The 19,871-nt window shown below is 58.5% G+C and carries 16 protein-coding genes; 11 read left to right on the forward strand and 5 right to left on the reverse strand.

Annotation, left to right across the window (positions count from 1 at the left end):
* Positions 1–100 precede the first annotated feature (100 nt).
* A complete protein-coding gene (locus DW171_RS06950) occupies positions 101–568 on the reverse strand; it encodes a hypothetical protein (protein WP_118270800.1) in 468 nt (155 codons plus the stop codon).
* A 275-nt stretch (positions 569–843) separates the two neighbouring features.
* On the opposite strand from DW171_RS06950, the gene DW171_RS06955 reads away from it, so the two are divergent.
* Positions 844–1,275 carry an Hsp20/alpha crystallin family protein gene (locus tag DW171_RS06955; RefSeq protein ID WP_118270801.1) on the forward strand — a complete coding sequence of 144 codons (432 nt, stop codon included), beginning with the start codon at positions 844–846 and terminating at the stop codon, positions 1,273–1,275.
* An 81-nt stretch (positions 1,276–1,356) separates the two neighbouring features.
* On the opposite strand, the gene DW171_RS06960 is transcribed toward DW171_RS06955, so the two are convergent.
* On the reverse strand, positions 1,357–2,166 hold the full coding sequence (locus DW171_RS06960; protein WP_118270802.1) for an MBL fold metallo-hydrolase: 810 nt from the start codon (positions 2,164–2,166) through the stop codon (positions 1,357–1,359).
* A 48-nt stretch (positions 2,167–2,214) separates the two neighbouring features.
* Between DW171_RS06960 and tilS the strand changes: the two genes are divergently transcribed.
* The 5 genes from tilS to DW171_RS06985 all read left to right on the forward strand — a co-directional run bounded on the left by tilS (position 2,215) and on the right by DW171_RS06985 (position 8,940).
* The gene (gene tilS / locus DW171_RS06965; RefSeq protein WP_199586896.1) at positions 2,215–3,756 is read left to right on the forward strand and encodes a tRNA lysidine(34) synthetase TilS; all 1,542 of its coding nucleotides are present in this window, start codon (positions 2,215–2,217) and stop codon (positions 3,754–3,756) included.
* Between the two features lie 147 nt (positions 3,757–3,903).
* Positions 3,904–4,452, forward strand: coding sequence for a hypoxanthine phosphoribosyltransferase (gene hpt, locus DW171_RS06970; protein ID WP_055251779.1), 549 nt, complete (start codon positions 3,904–3,906; stop codon positions 4,450–4,452).
* Between the two features lie 61 nt (positions 4,453–4,513).
* Positions 4,514–6,592 carry an ATP-dependent zinc metalloprotease FtsH gene (gene ftsH, locus DW171_RS06975; RefSeq protein WP_255413391.1) on the forward strand — a complete coding sequence of 693 codons (2,079 nt, stop codon included), beginning with the start codon at positions 4,514–4,516 and terminating at the stop codon, positions 6,590–6,592.
* 176 nt (positions 6,593–6,768) lie between these two features.
* Positions 6,769–7,959, forward strand: a complete 1,191-nt coding sequence (locus DW171_RS06980; protein WP_117757871.1) for a pyridoxal phosphate-dependent aminotransferase — start codon at positions 6,769–6,771, stop codon at positions 7,957–7,959.
* A 159-nt stretch (positions 7,960–8,118) separates the two neighbouring features.
* Positions 8,119–8,940 carry a phosphatase gene (locus tag DW171_RS06985; protein WP_117629855.1) on the forward strand — a complete coding sequence of 274 codons (822 nt, stop codon included), beginning with the start codon at positions 8,119–8,121 and terminating at the stop codon, positions 8,938–8,940.
* A gap of 78 nt (positions 8,941–9,018) precedes the next feature.
* Here DW171_RS06985 and rlmD read toward each other — a convergent pair whose 3' ends face one another.
* Positions 9,019–10,467 carry a 23S rRNA (uracil(1939)-C(5))-methyltransferase RlmD gene (gene rlmD, locus DW171_RS06990; protein WP_118270804.1) on the reverse strand — a complete coding sequence of 483 codons (1,449 nt, stop codon included), beginning with the start codon at positions 10,465–10,467 and terminating at the stop codon, positions 9,019–9,021.
* Between the two features lie 435 nt (positions 10,468–10,902).
* On the opposite strand from rlmD, the gene DW171_RS06995 reads away from it, so the two are divergent.
* The 4 genes from DW171_RS06995 to DW171_RS07010 all read left to right on the forward strand — a co-directional run bounded on the left by DW171_RS06995 (position 10,903) and on the right by DW171_RS07010 (position 15,710).
* A complete protein-coding gene (locus DW171_RS06995) occupies positions 10,903–11,763 on the forward strand; it encodes a transporter substrate-binding domain-containing protein (RefSeq protein ID WP_118270805.1) in 861 nt (286 codons plus the stop codon).
* A gap of 150 nt (positions 11,764–11,913) precedes the next feature.
* Entirely contained in the window at positions 11,914–12,567 is a 654-nt protein-coding gene (locus DW171_RS07000) for an amino acid ABC transporter permease (RefSeq protein ID WP_233539128.1), read from the forward strand.
* On the forward strand, positions 12,560–13,324 hold the full coding sequence (locus tag DW171_RS07005) for an amino acid ABC transporter ATP-binding protein (RefSeq protein ID WP_118270807.1): 765 nt from the start codon (positions 12,560–12,562) through the stop codon (positions 13,322–13,324). The genes DW171_RS07000 and DW171_RS07005 overlap by 8 nt, the downstream gene beginning before the upstream one ends.
* A 310-nt stretch (positions 13,325–13,634) precedes the next feature.
* Positions 13,635–15,710, forward strand: coding sequence for a translation factor GTPase family protein (locus tag DW171_RS07010; protein ID WP_118270808.1), 2,076 nt, complete (start codon positions 13,635–13,637; stop codon positions 15,708–15,710).
* Positions 15,711–15,839: 129 nt separating this feature from the next.
* Here the strand turns inward: DW171_RS07010 and DW171_RS07015 are convergent, their stop codons facing one another.
* On the reverse strand, positions 15,840–16,802 hold the full coding sequence (locus tag DW171_RS07015) for a DNA/RNA non-specific endonuclease (protein WP_118270809.1): 963 nt from the start codon (positions 16,800–16,802) through the stop codon (positions 15,840–15,842).
* A 129-nt stretch (positions 16,803–16,931) separates the two neighbouring features.
* Complete coding sequence (locus tag DW171_RS07020; protein ID WP_233539129.1) at positions 16,932–17,942, reverse strand: LacI family DNA-binding transcriptional regulator; 1,011 nt, start codon at positions 17,940–17,942, stop codon at positions 16,932–16,934.
* 415 nt (positions 17,943–18,357) lie between these two features.
* Here DW171_RS07020 and DW171_RS07025 point away from each other — a divergent pair, with 415 nt between their 5' ends.
* Positions 18,358–19,830: a PTS fructose transporter subunit IIC gene (locus DW171_RS07025; protein WP_117582933.1), complete on the forward strand. Its 1,473-nt coding sequence runs from the start codon at positions 18,358–18,360 to the stop codon at positions 19,828–19,830.
* Positions 19,831–19,871: the final 41 nt, after the last annotated feature.

Below are 19,871 nucleotides of genomic sequence, written 5' to 3' on the forward strand. Positions count from 1 at the left end.
GAAGAAGGGGGAGGCCTCGCGGCCTCCCCCTTTTTTGCGTTTACGGGGTGTAAATGACTCAATTACACCAGACGATCTTGTTGTTTTTGGTATTGAGCCTTTATTTAAAGAAAATAAATCGTATAACAAGGGCAACTGCTATGGCCGCAATGATCAAAAGCAGAATTGTCAGCTGATGCTGCTTGCGTCGTTTACTTGACGAAACGAAGATTGATTTTCCCTGTTTTGGCGTTTCGAGATAGCGAGCCGAATGCGTCAAGGTTTGCTTGGGTCGAGGCCCTCTTTGTTGATGAGCGGCGGATGCTTTCATCGGCTCATCGCTAGCTGCGCTGTTTTTAGATAATGGTGCGTCTTTCAGATATACAGGGTCTCCCGAGGCAACGCCCATATGTTTGCGCCCCGTTTGCGCTTCTTCGAGTGTTTGATATCGGTTTCTTGTCACATATTTGGGCTCTGGGTCATTGATGGGCTCTTGCGAGATGTGGGGGCGATGGAATCGAATCGGTTGCGGGCTGGATGCTTCGTCCTGCTCCGGCATAAACGTGTTGTCCTGTTTTTGATCGTCCATGATGCCCTTAGTTCGTCATCAATATCGTGTATGCGCCCATTGTAAGCCAGCCGTCTAGTTTTGATGGGATTGCATACATTATTTAAGCCTTCGTTCAAATTCCGTTTATTAGACAAAACCTTAGTGAAACAGACTCAGATATGCTTATATCAATAGACTCAAAAAACTTTATAGTCGATGTATATATAAGAAGCGGTTGGGCATATATATGAGCGTCAAAAGAAGTCCCAGTCACCTAGAAGATGACTCGGCAGTCCTTAAAAGGAGTGGTAAACATGGCAAGCATGGTTCCTTATCGTTCGGTTTTTGGCGTTCGTCCTTCTGCTAGCTCGCTGTTCGATCTGTTTGATGATATGACCGACCTTGCAAACAACTCGATTGCCTCTAAGGCGTTCCCCGTTGACGTTGAGGATAAGGGCGATGGCTATGAGGTCAAGGCCTATCTGACCGGCGTCGCCAAGGACGATATCGATGTCGAGCTTAACGAGGGCCGTTTGTCCATTAGCGTGAATGTCGAAGAGAACGAGGAGAACGAGGGCAAGAACTTCCTGCAGAAGGAGTTTAGCTCGTACAGCGCGACGCGTGGCGTATATCTGAAGGACGCTTCGAGCGAGGGCCTCTCGGCTAAGTACGTTGACGGCATCCTGACCGTTACGGTTCCCAAGATCGTCGAGAAGAAGAACGTTACGAAGATCTCCATCGACTAACTTCGTTGGTGTTCTGCGCTATTAAAAGACAGCAAAAGGGGCTGGGAAGCGATTCCCGGCCCCTTTTGCTGTTTAGGACAGTTATTGAATAGTTGCTGGCCGATGCTGGCTTGCGGGGCGTATCGAGAGTTTTCGCGATCCTTGGAGAAGGGTGGCGGAGCTGCCGACCTCGTCATCCAAGGTTGCGGCTAGAGCTTTGGCATAGCTTTTGACGGTAAGGCTCGGGCGATTATTATCTTGGCTGATATGCATGGCAATGAGCTGTTCGGTGCGATCGGTAACGAGTTCGCGCGCGGCTTCGGCGGCTTGGTCGTTGGAGAGGTGCCCCCTTGCAGACAGGATGCGCTCCTGAAGAAAGCGGGGATATTCTCCCTCGCGCAGCATGGTCACATCGTGGTTGCTTTCGAGTGCGAGGACTCGACAATCTTTGAGGGTGTTCATGGCTTGGCTCGATAGCTCTCCGGTGTCGGTGGCAAAGCCGATGGAATTATCGAGGGTGTCGAATCGATAGCCGACTGGATTGATGACATCGTGTGACGTTGAGTAGGTTTGCACGTGGATGCCGGCAATGGATAGGGTGTCACCGGGATCGAATTCCTCGACAGGCAGATGCGAAAGATTTTCTTTGCTCGAAAGTGTGCCCCTGCTGGCATAGAGGGGGCCGTGCCAGTGCTTGCACCAGACATCGAGACCTTTGATGTGGTCGCTGTGCTCATGAGTGATGAGAAGAGCCGAGACGTTATCTGCCGAGAGCCCCAGTTCTGCCATGCGCTTTAATGTCTCGCGGCGAGAAAGACCGTCGTCAATCATGATGAGCCCTCGGGGGCCTTCGATGAGCGCGCAGTTGCCTTTTGAGCCACTGCCGAGGATATGAAGGTGCAGACGAGACATAAGATTCCAAAGGATACAATGGGTGCGAACGAATAGAGGAGGAAGCAAATGCCAACGGTATCTCAGCATTATGGACACCATGCTGCATCGTGGGCTGATGATAAAGCCTTGGCAACGCGGCAGCAGGCTGCTCCTGTCGTGCTCATGGTATCAGGCGGCGCGGACTCGACGGCTTTGCTCCTTATGGCGTGCACATCAAAGCTGGATATCCAAGACGGACGCGGTGTTGCCCCCATCGCGCGCGAGCGACTGCACGTGCTGCATGTGAACCATCATCTGCGTGGTGAGGCGTCCGATGGCGACGAGGCCTTTGTGCGTGAGCTCTGCGCGCAATATGGCTTGCCGCTGTGTGTTGAACATGCCTATTTTGATGATGAATCGGGCAATATCGAGGCGGCGGCGCGCGAGGTGCGTTATGCCGCGGCGCGAAGATATGTTCGCGAGCTCTGCGCCCAGACGGGGGCACCGCGAACGGCGGCTCGTATCTGCACCGCGCACACGTCTTCGGATCGCGCGGAAACGTTTTTGATGAACGCGATTAAGGGTTCGGGGCCCGCTGGTCTATCGAGCATTCCTCGCCGGAGGAATATCGTGGTGCGTCCCTTGCTCGACCTGACTCATGATGAGCTCGTGGGCTATCTGCAGGTGCATGGTCAACCGTGGCGTGAAGATGAAAGCAACGAGGACGTTTCGTACTTGCGCAACTATGTGCGCCATCGGGTGATGCCGGTGGTGGCGCAGCGCAACGCGAGCGTCTGTAAGACGATTGGCGCCGCCTGCGAGATCTTAGGCGATGAGGATGCCTTTCTTTCCCAGCTTTCCGCGCAGGCGTTCCGAAACTGCCTGCGTAAGGAGGCGGCGGGTGCACTGGTCCTTGACGCTCGTCGACTGGCCGCGGCTGAGGTGGTAATCGCGCGGCGCATCGTGAGGCTGGCGATCAAACGCATCGATCCGGACGCTCGTCCAGAGATGCGACATGTGGAGCGCGTGCTCGCCTGTGTCGCCGAAGACTCGGGTTCGGTCACACTGCCGGCGGGAATTGACGCACGCGTTGAGTTTGGCATGCTGGCGTTTAAGGCGCCGGTGGCTCGCGAGGGCCTGGTCGCGGACTGGGTTACCGTACCCGGTCGCTTGCCGTTGGGCGGGGGACGTATGCTGGTCACAGAACCGATGGCCGTTGAGCCGGGATGCGATATCGTGCGCCGCGCCCGTGAGCTTGCGGCTGCCGGGGAAGCGACAGCTTTGGTAGACGCGGCTGCCCTGGGTTTTGCCGACAGCGATAGCGAGCGGATCCTGGCGGGCTCGCGTGGGGAGATTCCCGCCGAGGCGCGATTGGCGCGCCTGTGGGTGGACGGTCCCACACCGGGAGACGTGATGTGCCCGTTAGGGATGAGTGGCCGAAGCAAGAAGGTATCCGACTTGCTAGGAGAGGCCCGCATTCCCGTTTCCGAGCGCGCCGGCGTGCCCATGGTGAGGACGGCGCCGGGGGGTGCCGTGGTGTGGGTCGCCGGAGTTCGCGCGGACGAGCGCTTTAAGTGTACGGCGGCGACGCGTGTGGCTTATCTGCTTCGCGTGGTTGATGCGGATTAGCCCCTCGCACCAGCTTTTCTGTGCGGCGTTGACGGTATTCCCGCGCTGATGGTGCGCGGGCTGGAAAATATACCCCGTGCGCTGCTAGAATGTGTAGTTCGCGTCCATGCGGCGGTGCGTGGGCGATAAGCACAAGAAAGGGTTGTCATGGCTTCTCAACATCCGGATATCGAGAAGGTTCTGTTTACGCAGGAGGATATCGACGGTATCGTCTCTCGCCTAGGCGAGCAGATTACTCGCGACTACGCGGGTAAGGATCTGGTGCTGATTGCGGTCCTGCGCGGCGCCGTGGTCTTTATGGGCGACCTGATGCGCAAGATCGAGCTGCCGACCAACATCGATTTCATGGCTGTTTCGAGCTATGGCGACGGTGTGAAGTCCTCGGGCATCGTGCGTATCATTAAGGACCTGGATATCGACATCCGTGGTCGCGACGTGCTGATTGTCGAGGACATTCTGGACTCGGGCCTGACCCTCAAGTACCTGATGAAGAACCTCGAGAGCCGCAAGCCCGCCTCGCTGGAGGTTGCCGCCTTCCTGTGGAAGGACGTTGAGGACCGTACCTCGGCCGTCACGCCCAAGTATGTTGGAACCCATTGCCCCGATGCCTTTGTGGTGGGCTACGGCCTCGACTATGCCGAGCGCTATCGTAACCTTCCGTATCTGGGCATTTTGAAACCGGAGGTTTATTCGTAAGATGCCCGACGACCGTAACGATAACAATTCCCAGACTCCCCGGGAGCCTAAGATCCCGGGGATGCCCGGAGGCAAGAAGCCCACGCGTACGGGCTGGCTGTATTTTATTTTGGCTTGCGCGCTTCTGGGCTACGCCTTCTTTAACATGGGCTCCGGCTTCGCCAATTCCAGCAATACCGTAAAGCTCGCGACGAGCGAGATGGTCAACGCCATTAAGCAGGATCGCGTCGAAGATTTGACCTATACGGTTCAAGACGGAAGCGTGGCGGGTCATTACTGGAAGACGAAAAAGGACAAGGGTGACACGAGCGAGCTCAAGAGCTTCTCCTCGACCTATGTCGGCTCCGATTCGCTTGCCGAGCTTATGGCGGAGCACCCCGATACCAAGTACATCGTCAACACCAATGACCCCGATTTTTGGGGCGACTTGGCGATGAGCGTGCTTCCGACGATCGCCCTGATCGCCATCATGTTCTACTTTATGCGCCAGATGATGGGCGCCAACAACAGGAACATGCAGTTTGGCAAGACCAACGCCAAGACCAACGAGGCAACGCGCCCCAAGGTCAAGTTTGAGGATGTTGCCGGTGTGGACGAGGCAGTCGAGGAGCTCGAGGAGATTCGCGACTTTTTGAGCGATCCGGACCGCTATCGCAAGCTGGGCGCCAAGATTCCGCGCGGCGTGCTGCTGGTTGGCCCTCCGGGTACCGGTAAAACCCTGCTGGCCAAGGCCGTTGCCGGCGAGGCGGGCGTGCCGTTCTTTAGCATCTCGGGTTCCGACTTTGTCGAGATGTTCGTGGGTGTCGGCGCCAGCCGCGTGCGCGACCTTTTTAAGGAGGCCAAGTCTCAGGCTCCGTCGATCATCTTTATTGACGAGATCGATGCCGTGGGACGTCAGCGCGGAGCTGGCTTGGGCGGCGGTCACGACGAGCGCGAGCAGACGCTCAACCAGCTGCTGGTCGAGATGGACGGCTTTGAGGAAAGCGAGTCGGTCATCCTGATCGCTGCGACCAACCGTCCTGACATCCTGGATCCGGCATTGCTGCGTCCCGGCCGTTTTGACCGTCAGGTTACGGTCGACCGTCCGGATGTGAAGGGCCGCGAGCAGATCTTGCGCGTGCATGCCGAGAACAAGCCGATGGACGAGGACGTTAAGTTTGAGAAGCTCGCCCAGATGACCGTTGGCTTTACTGGTGCCGATTTGGCGAACCTGCTCAACGAGTCTGCGTTGCTGGCCGCTCGCCGTCATCGTTCTGTGATCTCGATGGACGAGGTCGAGGAGTCGATGGAGCGCGTGATTGCCGGACCGCAACGCAAGGGTCGCGTGATGACCGAAGCCGAGCGCACCACGATTGCCTACCATGAGAGCGGTCACGCTTTGGTGGGCCACATCCTGGAGCACTCCGATCCGGTTCATAAGATCTCGATCGTCAGCCGCGGTCAGGCCCTGGGCTACACACTGCAGCTTCCGCAGGAGGATCACTTCCTCAAGACCAAGAACGAGATGCTCGACGAGCTCGCCGTGTTCTTGGGTGGTCGCGTTGCCGAGGAGCTCATGTGCGACGACATCACGTCGGGCGCGAGCAACGATCTGGAGCGCGCGACTAAGATGGCGCGCGAGATGGTCACGCGCTTGGGCATGAGCGAGGAGTTGGGCACGCAAGTGTTTGGCGAGGCGCAGCATCAGGTGTTCCTGGGTCGCGACTATGCCGATCACCAGGATTACTCCGAGGAGACGGCGCGTCGCATCGACATCGAGGTCCAGCGCATTATGCGTGAGGCCCATCGTCGTGCGGTCGAGATTTTGGATGCCCGCCGCGATCAGCTCGATCTGATGGCCAAGGTGCTGCTTGAGCGCGAGACCGTCGAGGGTGACGCCGTGAACGCCCTGCTCGACAACGAGTGGGACGCTTACCTTGAGCGCGAGGGCGATATCCTGGCGGCCAAGGAGGAGCGCAACGCCAAGGCGGCTGGCATGCCGACCAAGAAGCGCTCGCTTCGCATGAGCGAGGAGGAGTTGGCGGCTGATGCCGCGGCCTTTGCGCAGGCGGCCATGCAGGAGGATGCCGAAGCCGCATCCGATGATGCCGGAGATGGCAATGCTGCCAACGCTGACGGCAACACCGACGCCGACAAATAGTTCTTGTAGCGAAAGCCTCCGCGGGGAAACCTGTGGAGGCTCTTTCTTTTGAGCGATATGTTGATTGGGGACAGACTTAAATGAGCGTTTTCACGCATTTAAGTCTGTCCCCAATCAACATTGTGGCGCTCTAGTTGGCTAAAGCGTACAATAGCGCCTATGCGAAAGGGGAACAGATGATCAACGAAACTATGTATGCTCGCGGTGCGGAAAGCTCCATCATCCGTGAGATTTTTAGCTATGGCCTTGAGCGCAAGGCACAGATCGGTGCGGAGAACGTATTCGATTTTTCGCTGGGCAACCCGAGTGTTCCGGCGCCCGCTGCTGTTGCTGAGTCCATTAAGAAGGCATTGGAGCTGCCGAGCGACCAGCTGCATGGATACACGCCTGCGCCGGGTCTGCCGCAATGTCGAGCGGCCGTCGCCGACTCGCTCAACCGTCGCTTTGGCACGAGCTATGAGGGCAAGGACGTCTTTATGACGGTGGGTGCCGCGGCTTCGCTCACCTGCACGCTCAACGCCGTTACGAACCCGGGCGATGAGGTTGTTGTTATCGCCCCGTACTTTCCGGAGTATCGCGTGTGGATTGAGAAGGCCGGCTGCACGTGTGTTGAGGCGCTCGCCGATGAAGATACGTTCCAGCTGAGCGTGAGTAACGTGCTCAAGGCGATTACCGATAAGACGGCTGCCGTCATCATCGACTCGCCCAACAATCCGACCGGTGCCGTATATACACGCGACACGCTGACGCGACTGGCCAATGTTCTGCGCGAGGCCAACGCTCAGCGCGATCCCGAGAATCCGATTATGCTCATCTCTGATGAGCCGTATCGCGAGATTGTCTATGGCGCCGAGGTGCCTTGGGTGCCTTCGATCTACGAGCACACCATCGTGTGCTACTCGTATTCCAAGTCGCTTTCGCTACCGGGCGAGCGCGTCGGGTGGATCCTGGTTCCCAATACGAATCCTCAGGCAGCTCGTCTAATGCCCGCCGTTGCCGGTGCCGCCCGTACGCTGGGCTTCGTGTGTGCACCGGCGCTCTTCCAGCGTGTAATCATCGACTGCATTGATGAACCGAGCGATGTCGAGGCCTATGCTCGCAACCGCACCGCGCTTACCGATGCACTAGCGGAGTACGGCTACACCTATGTTGAGCCGGATGGCGCGTTCTACCTATGGGTGAAAGCGCTGGAGTCCGATGCGAATGCGTTCTGTGAGCGCGCGAAGAAGCATGAGCTGCTCGCGGTGCCTTCGGATAGCTTTGGCATGCCGGGCTGGTTCCGCCTGGGCTACTGCGTGAGCTATGAGACAATCGTCAACTCTCTGCCTGCCTGGAAGCAGCTGGCCGACGAATATCGTCGAAAGTAAAGCGCTCTGCTTACAATGTTTTACGTGAAACGGGGTTTGGTTTTAAGCCAGACCCCGTTGTCTATGCCGTTGTGTGATTGGGATGAAGCAGTTTTACGACTGCCGAAAGCTATGCGTACAATGAATATACGCGACGGCCATACTGGACAAGGAGACCCGATGCCCTACCTTCTTTCTTGTGATATTCATACTCATACGATGTTCTCTGCGCATGCGTACTCAACCATCGAGGAGAACATCTATTGGGCGGCGGAGCGCGGCCTTCAGGTGCTCGGTTCCGCCGATCATTTAAGCTCGATGGTTACGCCTTGTCCCAATGACCTGCGCAGTTTCCAATTCTTTATTAACCAGGATATCTGGCCGCGCATTTGGAGCGGCGTGCTGGTGCTGCGTGGTGCCGAGGCTGATATCGTTTCGCTGGACGGCAGCTTGTTTGGCGAAGACATTCCCGTTTCGCTCGATATCGCCGGCGATTCGTATAGTCGTGAGCATTCGCTGTTCGATTTGGTGACGCGTAATTTGGATTATTTGGTGGCAAGCGTGCATAACCCGCAGTTTGCCGAAGGCGCGACGCTCGCCCAAACGACCCAGATGTACATCAATGCCCTGGAGCACCCCAAGGTGTTCATGCTTGGGCATGCGGGTCGTTCGGGCGTGCCGTTCGATATCGATGAGGTGCTGTTGGCGGCCAAGGCCAAGCACAAGATCATCGAGATCAACAACCATAGTCTTGAACACGGTGTCGACACTGAGCATTGGGCCGTATGCCGCAAGATCGCCGAGCGCTGCGCCGAGCTGGGCGTGGGTATTGGCGTGTCGACCGATGCCCACATTGGCATGGCCATTGGCAAGCTCGATCACGCGCGCAAGATGCTCGACGAGATTCACTTCCCGCTGGATTTGATCGTGACGCGCGACCGCGAGACGCTGCTGCGCGAGATGGCGGCAGCCGGCGTGTGTGACCTGCGCAAGGGGATGTAGCGGAGTTCATAAACCAAGCGAAGGGGGCGGTCCAGACGGGCCGCCCCCTTTCTTGTCTCGAAAATCTACCGGGGTGGATTAGCGGCGCTCGAGGACCGCTACGGTTTCGGTGTGGTCGGTATGGGGGAACATGTCGACAGGCGTGATCTTGAGCAGGCGATAGCCTCCGTCGAGGAGCTGGTGCAGGTCGCGCTCTTGGGTCACAGGGTTGCAGCTGATATAGGTGATGCGGCGCGGCTTGAGTGCGCAGGCGGCTTCGAGGAACTCGGGGGTGGAGCCGGCGCGCGGCGGGTCGATGGAAAGGACATCGATCCGCTCGTTGTTGTCGGCGGCGTCCAGGATGTAATCGGTGGCGTCGTCGGCCATAAACCAAGCGCTGCGGGTGAGGCCGTTGAGCTCGGCATTGCGACGTGCGTCGGCAATGCCCGCCGGGTTGCGCTCCACGCCGAGCAGCATAATGCCGATGCCCTTGTCCTGGGCATCCTTCGCGGCGCACAGGCCGATGGTTCCGCTGCCGCAGTAAGCGTCCATAAGAATATCACCCTGCTGCAGGTCCATGCCGTCAATGGCAAGTCGATAGAGCAGCTCGGTTTGCTGCGGATTGGTCTGATAGAACGCGGTGGGGGAGATGTCGAATTCGCAGCCGAGCAGCTGGTCGCGCATGCATTCGGCGCCATACACGATGCGGGTTTCCTCGCCGAGGATGGCGTTGCCGGGGCGTCCGTTGATGTTTTGGGCGACGGTGACGATGTGCGGATTGAGTGCGGCGACAGCCTCAAAGAACTCCTGCGCATGCGGCAAGTCGCGCTGAGCGGTCACGAGCGTGACCATGACCTGGTCGGTACGCCAACCGCAGCGGACGACGGCATAGCGAAGCAAACCAAGATGCTTGTCCTCATTAAAGGCGGGAATATGCAGATGCTCGGCCTCATGCGCGATGCCGTTGAGAATCTGGCGGGCACCCGGTGCCTCGACAGGGCATTCGGGAACGGCAACGATCTTGTGCGTGCCACGCTCAAAAAAGCCGCAGCGGACAGCGCCCTCCTTGCCGGGAGCAAAGGGGGTGGCAGCCTTATGACGAAAACCACGCGGCGCAGGATACTTGCCCGGGTCGCCCAGGGTAACGTCCATACCGCGAATGGGATCAACGGCAATACCCTCGCGCTCGCAGAGCTCAGCAAACAGCTCCTCCATAGCAGCCTGCTTGGCTGCCAACTGCTTCTTATAAGGACGATTAAGCGCCGTGCACCCACCGCAAGCCCGCATGATGGAACAAGGCGACTTGGGATCCACAGCCTTACGCGCAGACGAAGCCGAATCGTTACGCGGACGCTTGGAGCGAGTCTGAGGCGCCTTATCCCCGCCCCGACGAGAGCCGGGACGCTTGGCCTTAGCCTTGCCCTTGGCCGACTTACCCTTCGCATCCTTAGACGATTTAGATTTCTTAGAAGATTTTTTCTCCTCCGACCCCTCAGCCGCCTCAATCAAAGCACGACGAGCCCTACGCTCCGCACGAGATTCTGCCATGAATTAACCCCACTATTAAATAAAAGAAAAGTCCGAAGTAATTGTACCGTGCATTCAACGTGCCCGATTGGAGGGGACGCCTATTTAAGGTCCCGAGCACGTTGTCTCCCGGAATGCCGGCAGCCGTCACGGTATTTAATTTGTCGCGAGTTCCGCACGAACAGGAGGCCACTTAATGTGGCCTCCGTCGTGAGCAGGACTGTAGAGCAGCAAATTAAATACCGTGACAGCTGCCGGCATTCCGGGTGCTCCAACCTAGTGCTCCATGCGCGCTTTCCGTCTTGCGCAGGACTGTAGAGCAGGAAACTTAATTACGCGCCGCTCCCCGCCCACGCCGGGCAAGCCCTCCCTTGTACTCCATCTCACTAAAGTGTATGATTCTGGACGTTACATGACTCACTTTACCTAACTAAAGTGCCATCAAGGGGGAATACCATGAATACCGATATGTCTCGTCGTCAGTTTGTTGGTCTAGCTGGCTCACTCGCCACGGTGCTTGGCCTCGGCCTGGTAGGCTGCGGTGGTGGTGCCGATAAGGGCTCCGCTGCCGGTTCTGCCGCAGCCAAGGACGTGAAGGGCGCTGCGGAGTCCAAGAAGCTCGTGGTGGGCTTTGATAAGTCCTATCCTCCGTATGGCTTTGTGGGCGACGATGGTGAGTACACGGGCTTTGATCTCGACCTTGCCAAGGCCGTTGCCGACAAGCAGGGCTGGGACGTTAAGTATGAGGCTATCGACTGGGATGCCAAGGACACGCTGCTCAACTCGGGTGCCATCAACTGCATCTGGAACGGCTTTACCATGGAGGGCCGCGAGGACGACTACACGTTCTCCGAGCCGTACATGCTCAATGAGCAGGTGCTCGTGGTCAAGAAGAACGCGGGTATCAAGAGCTGGGACGATCTTGCCGGCAAGACCGTGATTACCCAGACCGATTCCGCTGCGCAGGATGTGCTCGAGGGCGACCAGAAGGATCTGGCGGCGACGTTTGCCACGCTCGACACGATCGGCGAGTACAACACGGCCTTTATGCAGCTCGAGAGCGGCGCGGTCGATGCCGTGGCTTGCGACCTTTCGATTGCCCAGTATCAGCTTGCCGCCAAGCCCGATGCTTATACGCAGCTCGACAAGCCGCTGTCCAGCGAGCACTACGCCGTCGGCTTTAAGAAGGGCGACACCAAGTCGGCCGACGCCGTGACCGAGTCGCTCAAGGCACTTTATGAGGACGGTGCGGTCAAGGACCTGTGCGATAAATATGCAGAATACGGTCTTTCCTTCGACAACTGGGTTCTGAAATAGCGGCTTTCCCAGGCACCCGATTTTGCCGTTCAAACCGTCGCTTGCGTACATTTAGTACGCGGCGCTCCTCTTTCACGGCAAACTCGAGCACCTGGAAAACCTGCTTTAGCATTGGGTTTGCTGTTCTGTTGTCGCGAAAGAGAGCTTAGGTTGTCTATTCAGGTCATGATGCAGATGCTTGGCCAGGGATTCTTGGTCAGTTTGCAGTTGTTTGTGCTGACGCTGCTGGGGTCGATTCCGCTGGGAATCCCCGTGGCGTTTATGCGCATGAGCAAAATCGCGCCGCTTCGCTGGATTGCGCGCATCTATATCTCGGTCATGCGCGGCACGCCGCTCATGCTGCAGATGTTTGCCATCTACTTTGCCCCGTACTACGTGTTTGGCATTTCGCTCACGCCCGATTCCAAGTGGACGGCGTGCGTCGTAGCGTTCATCATCAACTACGCCGGTTACTTTGCCGAGATCTATCGCTCGGGCCTGCAGTCCATTCCGCGCGGTCAATACGAGGCAGCCGAGGTGCTGGGCTATTCGCGCATGCAGACGTTTCTGTATATCGTGATGCCGCAGGTCGCCAAGCGTATTCTGCCGGCGATGGGCAACGAGATCATCACGCTGGTCAAGGACACGTCGCTGGCGTTTGCCATTGGCGTGGGTGAGATGTTCTCGACGGCCAAGGAGCTGGTCGCCTCGCAGGTGAGCATGGTGCCGTTTGCGATCGCGGCGCTGATCTACTGGATCTTTAACTTTGTGGTCGAGATGCTGCTGGGCGCCGCCGAGAAAAAATTGGATTACTACCATGATTAATTCGGTAATGAATATATCGAACGCGCGCAAGGCGTTTGGCGGCAATGAGGTGCTCAAGGATATCTCGCTCGAGGTCAAGCGTGGCGAGGTCGTGGCGATTATCGGGCCTTCGGGTGGCGGCAAGTCCACGCTGCTGCGGTGTGCCACGCTGCTCGAGACACTCGACGGAGGCTCGCTCTCGTTTGGTGACCTTGCCGTTGCGACGGATGCGGGTTCGGGCGCGGTCTATGCGAAGGGCGATGTGCCCAAACAAGCACGCTCGCGATTCGGCCTGGTGTTCCAAAATTACAATCTGTTTCCGCACTATACGGTGATGAAAAACATCACCGACGCTCCGGTTCGCGTACTCAAGCGTCCGCGCGAGCAGGCCGAAGCGCGTGCACACGAGCTTATTGCACAGATGGGGCTGACGGGCAACGAGAACAAGGTACCGTGCGAGCTTTCGGGCGGTCAGCAGCAGCGCGTGAGTATTGCCCGCGCCTTGGCGCTCGACCCGGAGATCTTGTTCTTTGACGAGCCGACCTCGGCACTCGATCCCGAGCTGACGGCCGAGGTGCTGCGTGTCATTAAAGACCTTGCCGCGCAGAATATGACGATGGTGATTGTGACCCACGCAATGCAGTTTGCGCGCGATGTTGCCGACCGCGTGGTCTTTATGGATGGCGGTCGCATTGTCGAGGAGGGATCTGCCGAGCAGGTTATCGACCATCCGCGTGAGCAGCGCACCCGTGAGTTCTTGAGCCGTATCGAGGGATAGGCTCAGGTATTTACTCAACTATTAATTGAGGCGAAGCCGCCGCAGGTCTTACGGTCTGTGGCGGCTTTTTGTTTGCATCGACGGGGTTCAATAATCGCCTCACAAGCTTGTCTCTTCCTCTCGCCGCCTGTATTCATACGTGTGCCGAAAGGTGTGCATGGACGGTCGCCCGTGAGGGTAGGGTGGTGGCATAGGACATTTGGAGGGTGAGTCGGCTCGGCTGCCGACCATGCTGCTCCCGGGATGGCACCGACCGCGAACTCTCCCCGTTGGCGTCGCGCAATGCGCGCGGCCCTGCAAGGAGGTCATCATGGGTGCTCCCAAGACCGGTAACGTAAGGAACGTGGTGCTCGTAGGCCAAGGCGGGGTGGGCAAGACTTCACTCGCCGAAGCCATGCTCCACCTTTCCGGCAAGACCGCCCGCCTGGGCGGCCACGACGGCACCAAGCCTACGCTCGACTATGACCCTGAAGAGGTCAAGCGTTCATTCTCCATCTCGACGACCATCGCGCCGATCGACTGGAAGGGCGCGCGCATCAATGTGCTCGATGCCCCGTGCTACCCCGATTTTATCGGCGACGCCTTTGCCGCGATGAGCGTCTGCGAGACGGCTCTGTTTGTGGTCGACGCCGAGGCCGGCCCGCAGCCTACGACGGTTAAGCTCTGGTATGCCGCCGAGGACCTGCGCCTGGCGCGTGCGGTGTTCGTAAACCGCCTGTCGCGCTCCGAAGCCAGCTTTGCGACCACGATGGACCTGCTGCAGGAGCGCTTTGGCACGCGCCTGGGCGCCGTGACCCTTCCCTGGGGCGAGGGCGAGGACTTTGACGGCATCATCGACCTGGTGCGCATGAAGGCGCGCCATTGCAACGGCACCGAAGCCGTTGAGTCGGAGATTCCCGAGGAGTATCGTGCCCAGGCCGAGGAAGCCCATGACCATCTGTGCGAGTTGGTGGCCGAGGCCGACGACGAGCTGATGATGAAGTACCTGGAAGGCGAGGAGACGCTGACGCAGGAGGAACTTGAAGGCCTGCTGTCGAAGGCGATCGCCGAGCGCATCTTTGTGCCGGTCTTTGCGGGCGATTGCATTAAGGAGCAGGGCGTCAACTCGCTGATGGACGACATCGCAACGTACTTCCCGGCGCCGACCGACTACGGCGAGATGCCGCTTATCGACGGCGATTCGCTTAAGATCTCGAGTGACGATGATCGTCCGGTGGCGTTTGTGTTTAAGACGCTGGCCGATCCGCAGCAGGGTCGCATCAGCTTTATCAAGGTGCTGACGGGCACGCTTGAGCCGGGCCTTGAGCTGATCAACGCGCGTACCCGCAAGAGCGACCGTCTGGCTCACCTGTATGTGATGTGCGGCCGCGACATGACCGAGGTCGGTCACGCCTATGCCGGCGACATTATCGTGGCGCCCAAGTTGGCGGCCGAGACGGGTGACACGCTCTCCATTACCGGCAAGGTCGAGGCTGCGGCGTTTAAGTTCCCCAACTCGCAGTATCGCATCGCTATTGAGGCCGAGAATCGCGGGGACGAAGAGAAGCTCTACACGTTTATCGAGAAGGCCTGCAAGGCCGATCCGACCATGAGCATCGACCGCGACGAGGAGACCGGCCAGACCATTATCTCCGCCGTTGGTGAGGCGCAGGTTTCGGTGCTGCTCAACCGTCTGGAGGACCGCACCAAGGTCGCTGCCAAGAGCGTGCCGATCCGCATCCCGTATCGCGAGACCATCCGCCGCACGGCGAGCGCTCAGGGCCGCCACAAGAAGCAGACCGGCGGCGCCGGTCAGTACGGCGACTGCTGGCTGCGCGTGGAGCCGCTCATTGGGCCCGACGGCACGAGCGACGGCTATGAGTTTGTTGACGAGGTCGTGGGCGGCCGCATCCCGCGCTCGCTCATCCCCGCCGTGGACAAGGGTGTCCAGGAGACCATGAAGGACGGCATCATCGCTGGCTACCCGCTCACGGGCATTCGCGTGGCTGTGTACGACGGCTCGTATCACAGCGTCGACTCCAACGAGATGGCGTTCCGCGCGGCGGCTCGCATCGGCCTGCGCAAGGCGTGTGCCGATGCCGACCCGGTGGTGCTGGAGCCCATCGAGGAAATTACGGTGACTATCCCCGAGAGCTATGCCGGCGCCGTGATGGGCGACATCTCGGCCTCGCGCGGTCGCGTGACGGGTATGGAGACCGACGAGCGCGGCGATACCGTGGTCATTGCCCAGGCCCCGCTGGCCGAGCTGACGGATTACTCGACGCGTCTGCGCTCTATTACGCGCGGCACGGGCGACTTTACCATGGAGCCCGCAGGCTATGAGCAGGTGCCTTATGACGTGCAGGCCAAGCTGGTCGAGCGCTATGAGGAGGGCCGCGCTAAGTAGCGTGTGGCTTTGTCTGCAATGTAGGTGCTGACGAAAAGGCCGCCCTGGGTAACCGGGGCGGCCTTATTTGATCCCTTGGGGACGGAGGAAAACGGATCATTTTTTGGGTTACGGGCGGCGCGGTCGGCACTAGTCTCCGGATGCCTGGTTGCGGCCGGTGGCGTAGTCGATCTGCACGTGCGGCTGCAGGTTGTAGCAGTACACGTGGAAGCACAGGGTTTTGCCGTGGTCTTCGATCGATTGTGCTTCCAGACGAATGCCACGACAGACGAGCTCCTCCTCGTTGTACATAGGCGTGACGCGATAGAGCACGTGGTTGCCCGTGTCGCGGACGTAGTCGAGGATCTGCTCTTCAAACGGCAGCATGCCCGTCTCGTTGAGATAGCGCGTGCCGGTGAGGAGATTCTTGCGGTTGGCGTTTTCGCCGCAGAGTGACCAGGCGATGAGGTGGCAGCGGTTGTAGAGGCTCTGGCCTGGAATAAAGTCGTAGCGCTGCTGGTGCCAACCGGCAGGATGGATACGCGAGATATCGCCGCGCTTGCCCTGACCGAGCGATTCGGGGCCCACGCAGGCGAGCGCCTTGCGAGTGCGGCCCAGGCTGTCGAGCTTGGAGAATTTCTTAAAGCAGCCCTCTTCGGTGGCACGATCGTATTCATCGAGTGTGAATGACGGCGTGCCGAGCGGATGCGTGCCGTCGGCGCGGAGGGCAACGTAGGGGTTGCCGGCGTAGTCGGGAATGCTGCTGAGATATACACCGCGGGCGCGGTTGAGGTCGGGGTTTTCGACCTCGTCGATGGGGGTGGCGACGCTGTCCGCGGAAGCGTCATCGGTGTCGCTTGCGGCGGAATCGGGGCCATCGCCGGAGTCCTCGGAGCTCGCTGTTCCCGATTCGAGCCGGGCGACCAAGTCCGCTTCGTCGTCGGTACGGCTGGGACTCTCGTTTTGCTTCTCGGCCAGAGCCGCTGCCTGCTCATCGCTTTGCGGTGATAACAGCTTGGGCGCTCCGTCGAGCGACCCTGTGAACAGCGCAAACCCCAGCACCACGGCGGTGCCGATGGAAAGTGCTTGCTTGTAGGCGGACTTGCGCAACATGGGGGCTCCTGGATGGACGGTTGGGAATCTACTAGTCTAGCAGGAGCCGGCAGAGGCCGTTCTGTCGAACAAATACTTAAGATTTGGGACAAACGCTACTGGTTCATTTGCTTCATATTTGACGTATGGCTAGATCGAGGTGGAGTCGAGCCAGTTGAGCTTGCACTCGAGAATGCGCTGCTCGCCGGGTTGGCTGCTGCCATCAAGCAAGGCGAGCAGCATCTCGGCCGCCTCCCTGCCTTCCTGGTCGACGGGCTCGATGATCGTGGAGACGGTCGGCGTGGTGAGGTTGGTCCAGTCTTCGCAGTTGAGTCCCAAAAGACCTATTTGCTGCGGAAGTAGATGGGCCATGGGTTGGAGGGCCTTGTAGACACGGGGAAGCGCCCATTGGTTTTGTACGAAGATGAGCGTGCGCTTGGCGGGGTTGAACTTGTATTTAAAGTAGTCGGTAAGCTCGTTGATTGACGGCTTGTTGTGATCGATGGGGATGGCTTTGTAGAGCTGCCCATTCGCGGCCAATGCCTCGGCATATCCCTGAAAACGTTCCATGCGAGTGCGCATTTCGGTCATGTTGGCGGCGATGGAAAAGAAGTCTTCGTAGCCGGCGTCGAGAAGCGCCTGCGTGGCATTGTACACGCCGTCGTAGAGGTTGGTTTTGATCCAGCTGGTGCCTGGGCTGTAGATGGCCGCGTCAAAAAAGACGACGGGCTTGCCGGCGCGCTTGATGCGGTCGTGGACTGCCTTGAAATTTGCCGTGGGCTGGATGATAAAACCATCGACGCCCAGTGAGAGCATTTTGTCGACATACATGAGCTCGGTCTCGGGGTTAAAGTTGCTCGTGCAAACGACCGTCTGGTAGCCCGCGGGGAGCATGACCTGCTCCATGCCGTTGAGGACGAGGCCCGCCCATTTGTTGGTGTTATCCAAGATGATGATGGCGATGACGTGGGTCTGCTTGCCGGTGAGCGTTTGCGCTTGGGCGTTGGGAACGTATCCGAGTTCCTTGATGACGCGCGCAATCTTTGCCTGCGTCTTCTCGCTAAGCTTTTCTCGTTTGTCGTTGAGGTAATACGAGACGCTTGCCGTCGAGGTTCCCGCCTCTCGAGCGACGTCTGCGATCGTAACGCGCTGTTTTGCCACAGCGACTCCTTCCGACAGATGAGCATTTTCCAACATGATGACTTTGAGTCTTGGTGAGGGATGCGCTTTGGTGAGCGACTTTTTCCTTTCATATGAGTATGCAACAAATGCGGTATATGGGTGGAGTCGAAATTTGTGACCGGCATGCGCATCTGCCGTCTACCGAGAAAATCAAATACTTCTTGACTTTTGAAATCGATGGTAAAATCGCAGGATTCATTTTTGGTTAAACGCATAACCAAATAGCGTAATCAATGCTCTGACCTGCGCGTTTACCGAAATAAACTGGCATTAAGAAAAACGAGCACCTATATTGGTCTTGTCGAAAAGACAGCAAGTCCAAACGGCAGGGGATGCTCCGGAGGCCTCCGCAAACGGTGTCTTGCGCACGCAACTCTATGAAAAGAGGGAAGCAATGAAGATCGTAGGCGTTGCCGCCTGTACCGTGGGTATCGCCCACACGTATATGGCCCAGAAGGCGATTCAGGATGAATGCGCCGCTCGTGGCATCGAGTGCAAAGTCGAGGCTCAGGGTGGTCTGGGTATCGAGAATGAGCTCACGCAGGAAGACGTTGATTGCGCCGACCTGGTGCTCGAGTCCGTCGACGTGGGTGTCGAGAACGAGGACCGTTTTGAGCAGAAGATGGCCGAGGGCAAGTTCCTCAAGGTCGGCACCTCGGATGTAATCGCCGATCCGGTAAAGATTATCGACCAGGCTGTCGAGATCATCAAGGCGACGGGCGGTGCCGTTGACGCGTCCAAGGCCGAGGCCAAGGCAGAGAAGAAGGCCGTCTCCGCTGCCCCGCAGGCCCCGACACCGGCGTCCAAGCAGTCCATCTTTGCCGACCCTGGCAAGACGCTGCTCAATGCATTCAATACCGGCGTTTCCTATTTTATCCCCATCGTCGTTATCGGTGGCGTGTTCCTCGCCTTCTCGTTGGCATCCGGTACTGCCGGTGCTAGCGGCATGGAGGTCACCAACCCGTTGATGGTGAGCCTTAACACTATCGGCATGGCCGGCATCTCTATGATGATTCCGGTGCTTGCGGCATACATCGCCTACTCGATGGCCGGTAAGCCCGCACTTGCCCCCGGCTTCGTCCTGGGCTACTTGGTTAACAACGCCGTCGTCACCCCGAGCGGCAACAGCGTTTCGACCGGCTTCTTGGGCGCCATGATCATGGCTGTCATCTGCGGTTACTTTGTCCGCTGGATGAAGACCTGGAAGGTCAACAACACCATCCAGACCATCATGCCCATTCTGATCATCCCGATTCTGACCTCGCTCGTCCTGGGCATGGCTTACATCTACATCCTGGCCACGCCGCTTGGCTTTGTGATGGATTGGCTCACCAGCGTGCTCGGCAGCCTGCAGGGCGGCTCCGCCGTCGTCCTGGGCCTGGTCATTGGCGTTATGACCGCTTTCGATATGGGTGGCCCCATCAACAAGACCGCTTCGACCTTTACCATGGCCATCATGGCCTCCGGCATCTACGGCCCCAACGGTATGTTCCGCGTCGCCGTCGCCATTCCCCCGATTGCTTGCGGCCTCGCTGCGCTCATCGCCAAGAACAAGTTCGATGACGCTGACCGTCAGATGGGCATCTCTGCGCTGTTCATGGGCTGCATCGGTATTACCGAGGGCGCTATTCCCTTCGCGGTCAAGGATCTTGGCCACACCCTGCCCGGCATTTGCATCGGCTCTGCCGTGGGCGCGGCGCTTGCCGCCTTCCAGGGCATCGACTGCTATGTTCCGCATGGTGGCTTTATTGTCGCCCTGGCTACCAACAACGTCGCGCTGTTCTGCCTGGACATCGTGATTGGCTCCTTGGTCGCCGCTGCAATCCTGATTGCCATGAAGCCCACGCTCGATAAGCAGGCCAAGTAAACCTTTAAGGACTCCGGTTGTGCGGAGGGATGGATTTGACT

Origin of the sequence: Collinsella sp. AM15-2, assembly GCF_003471985.1 — a bacterium.
Taxonomy (GTDB): domain Bacteria; phylum Actinomycetota; class Coriobacteriia; order Coriobacteriales; family Coriobacteriaceae; genus Collinsella.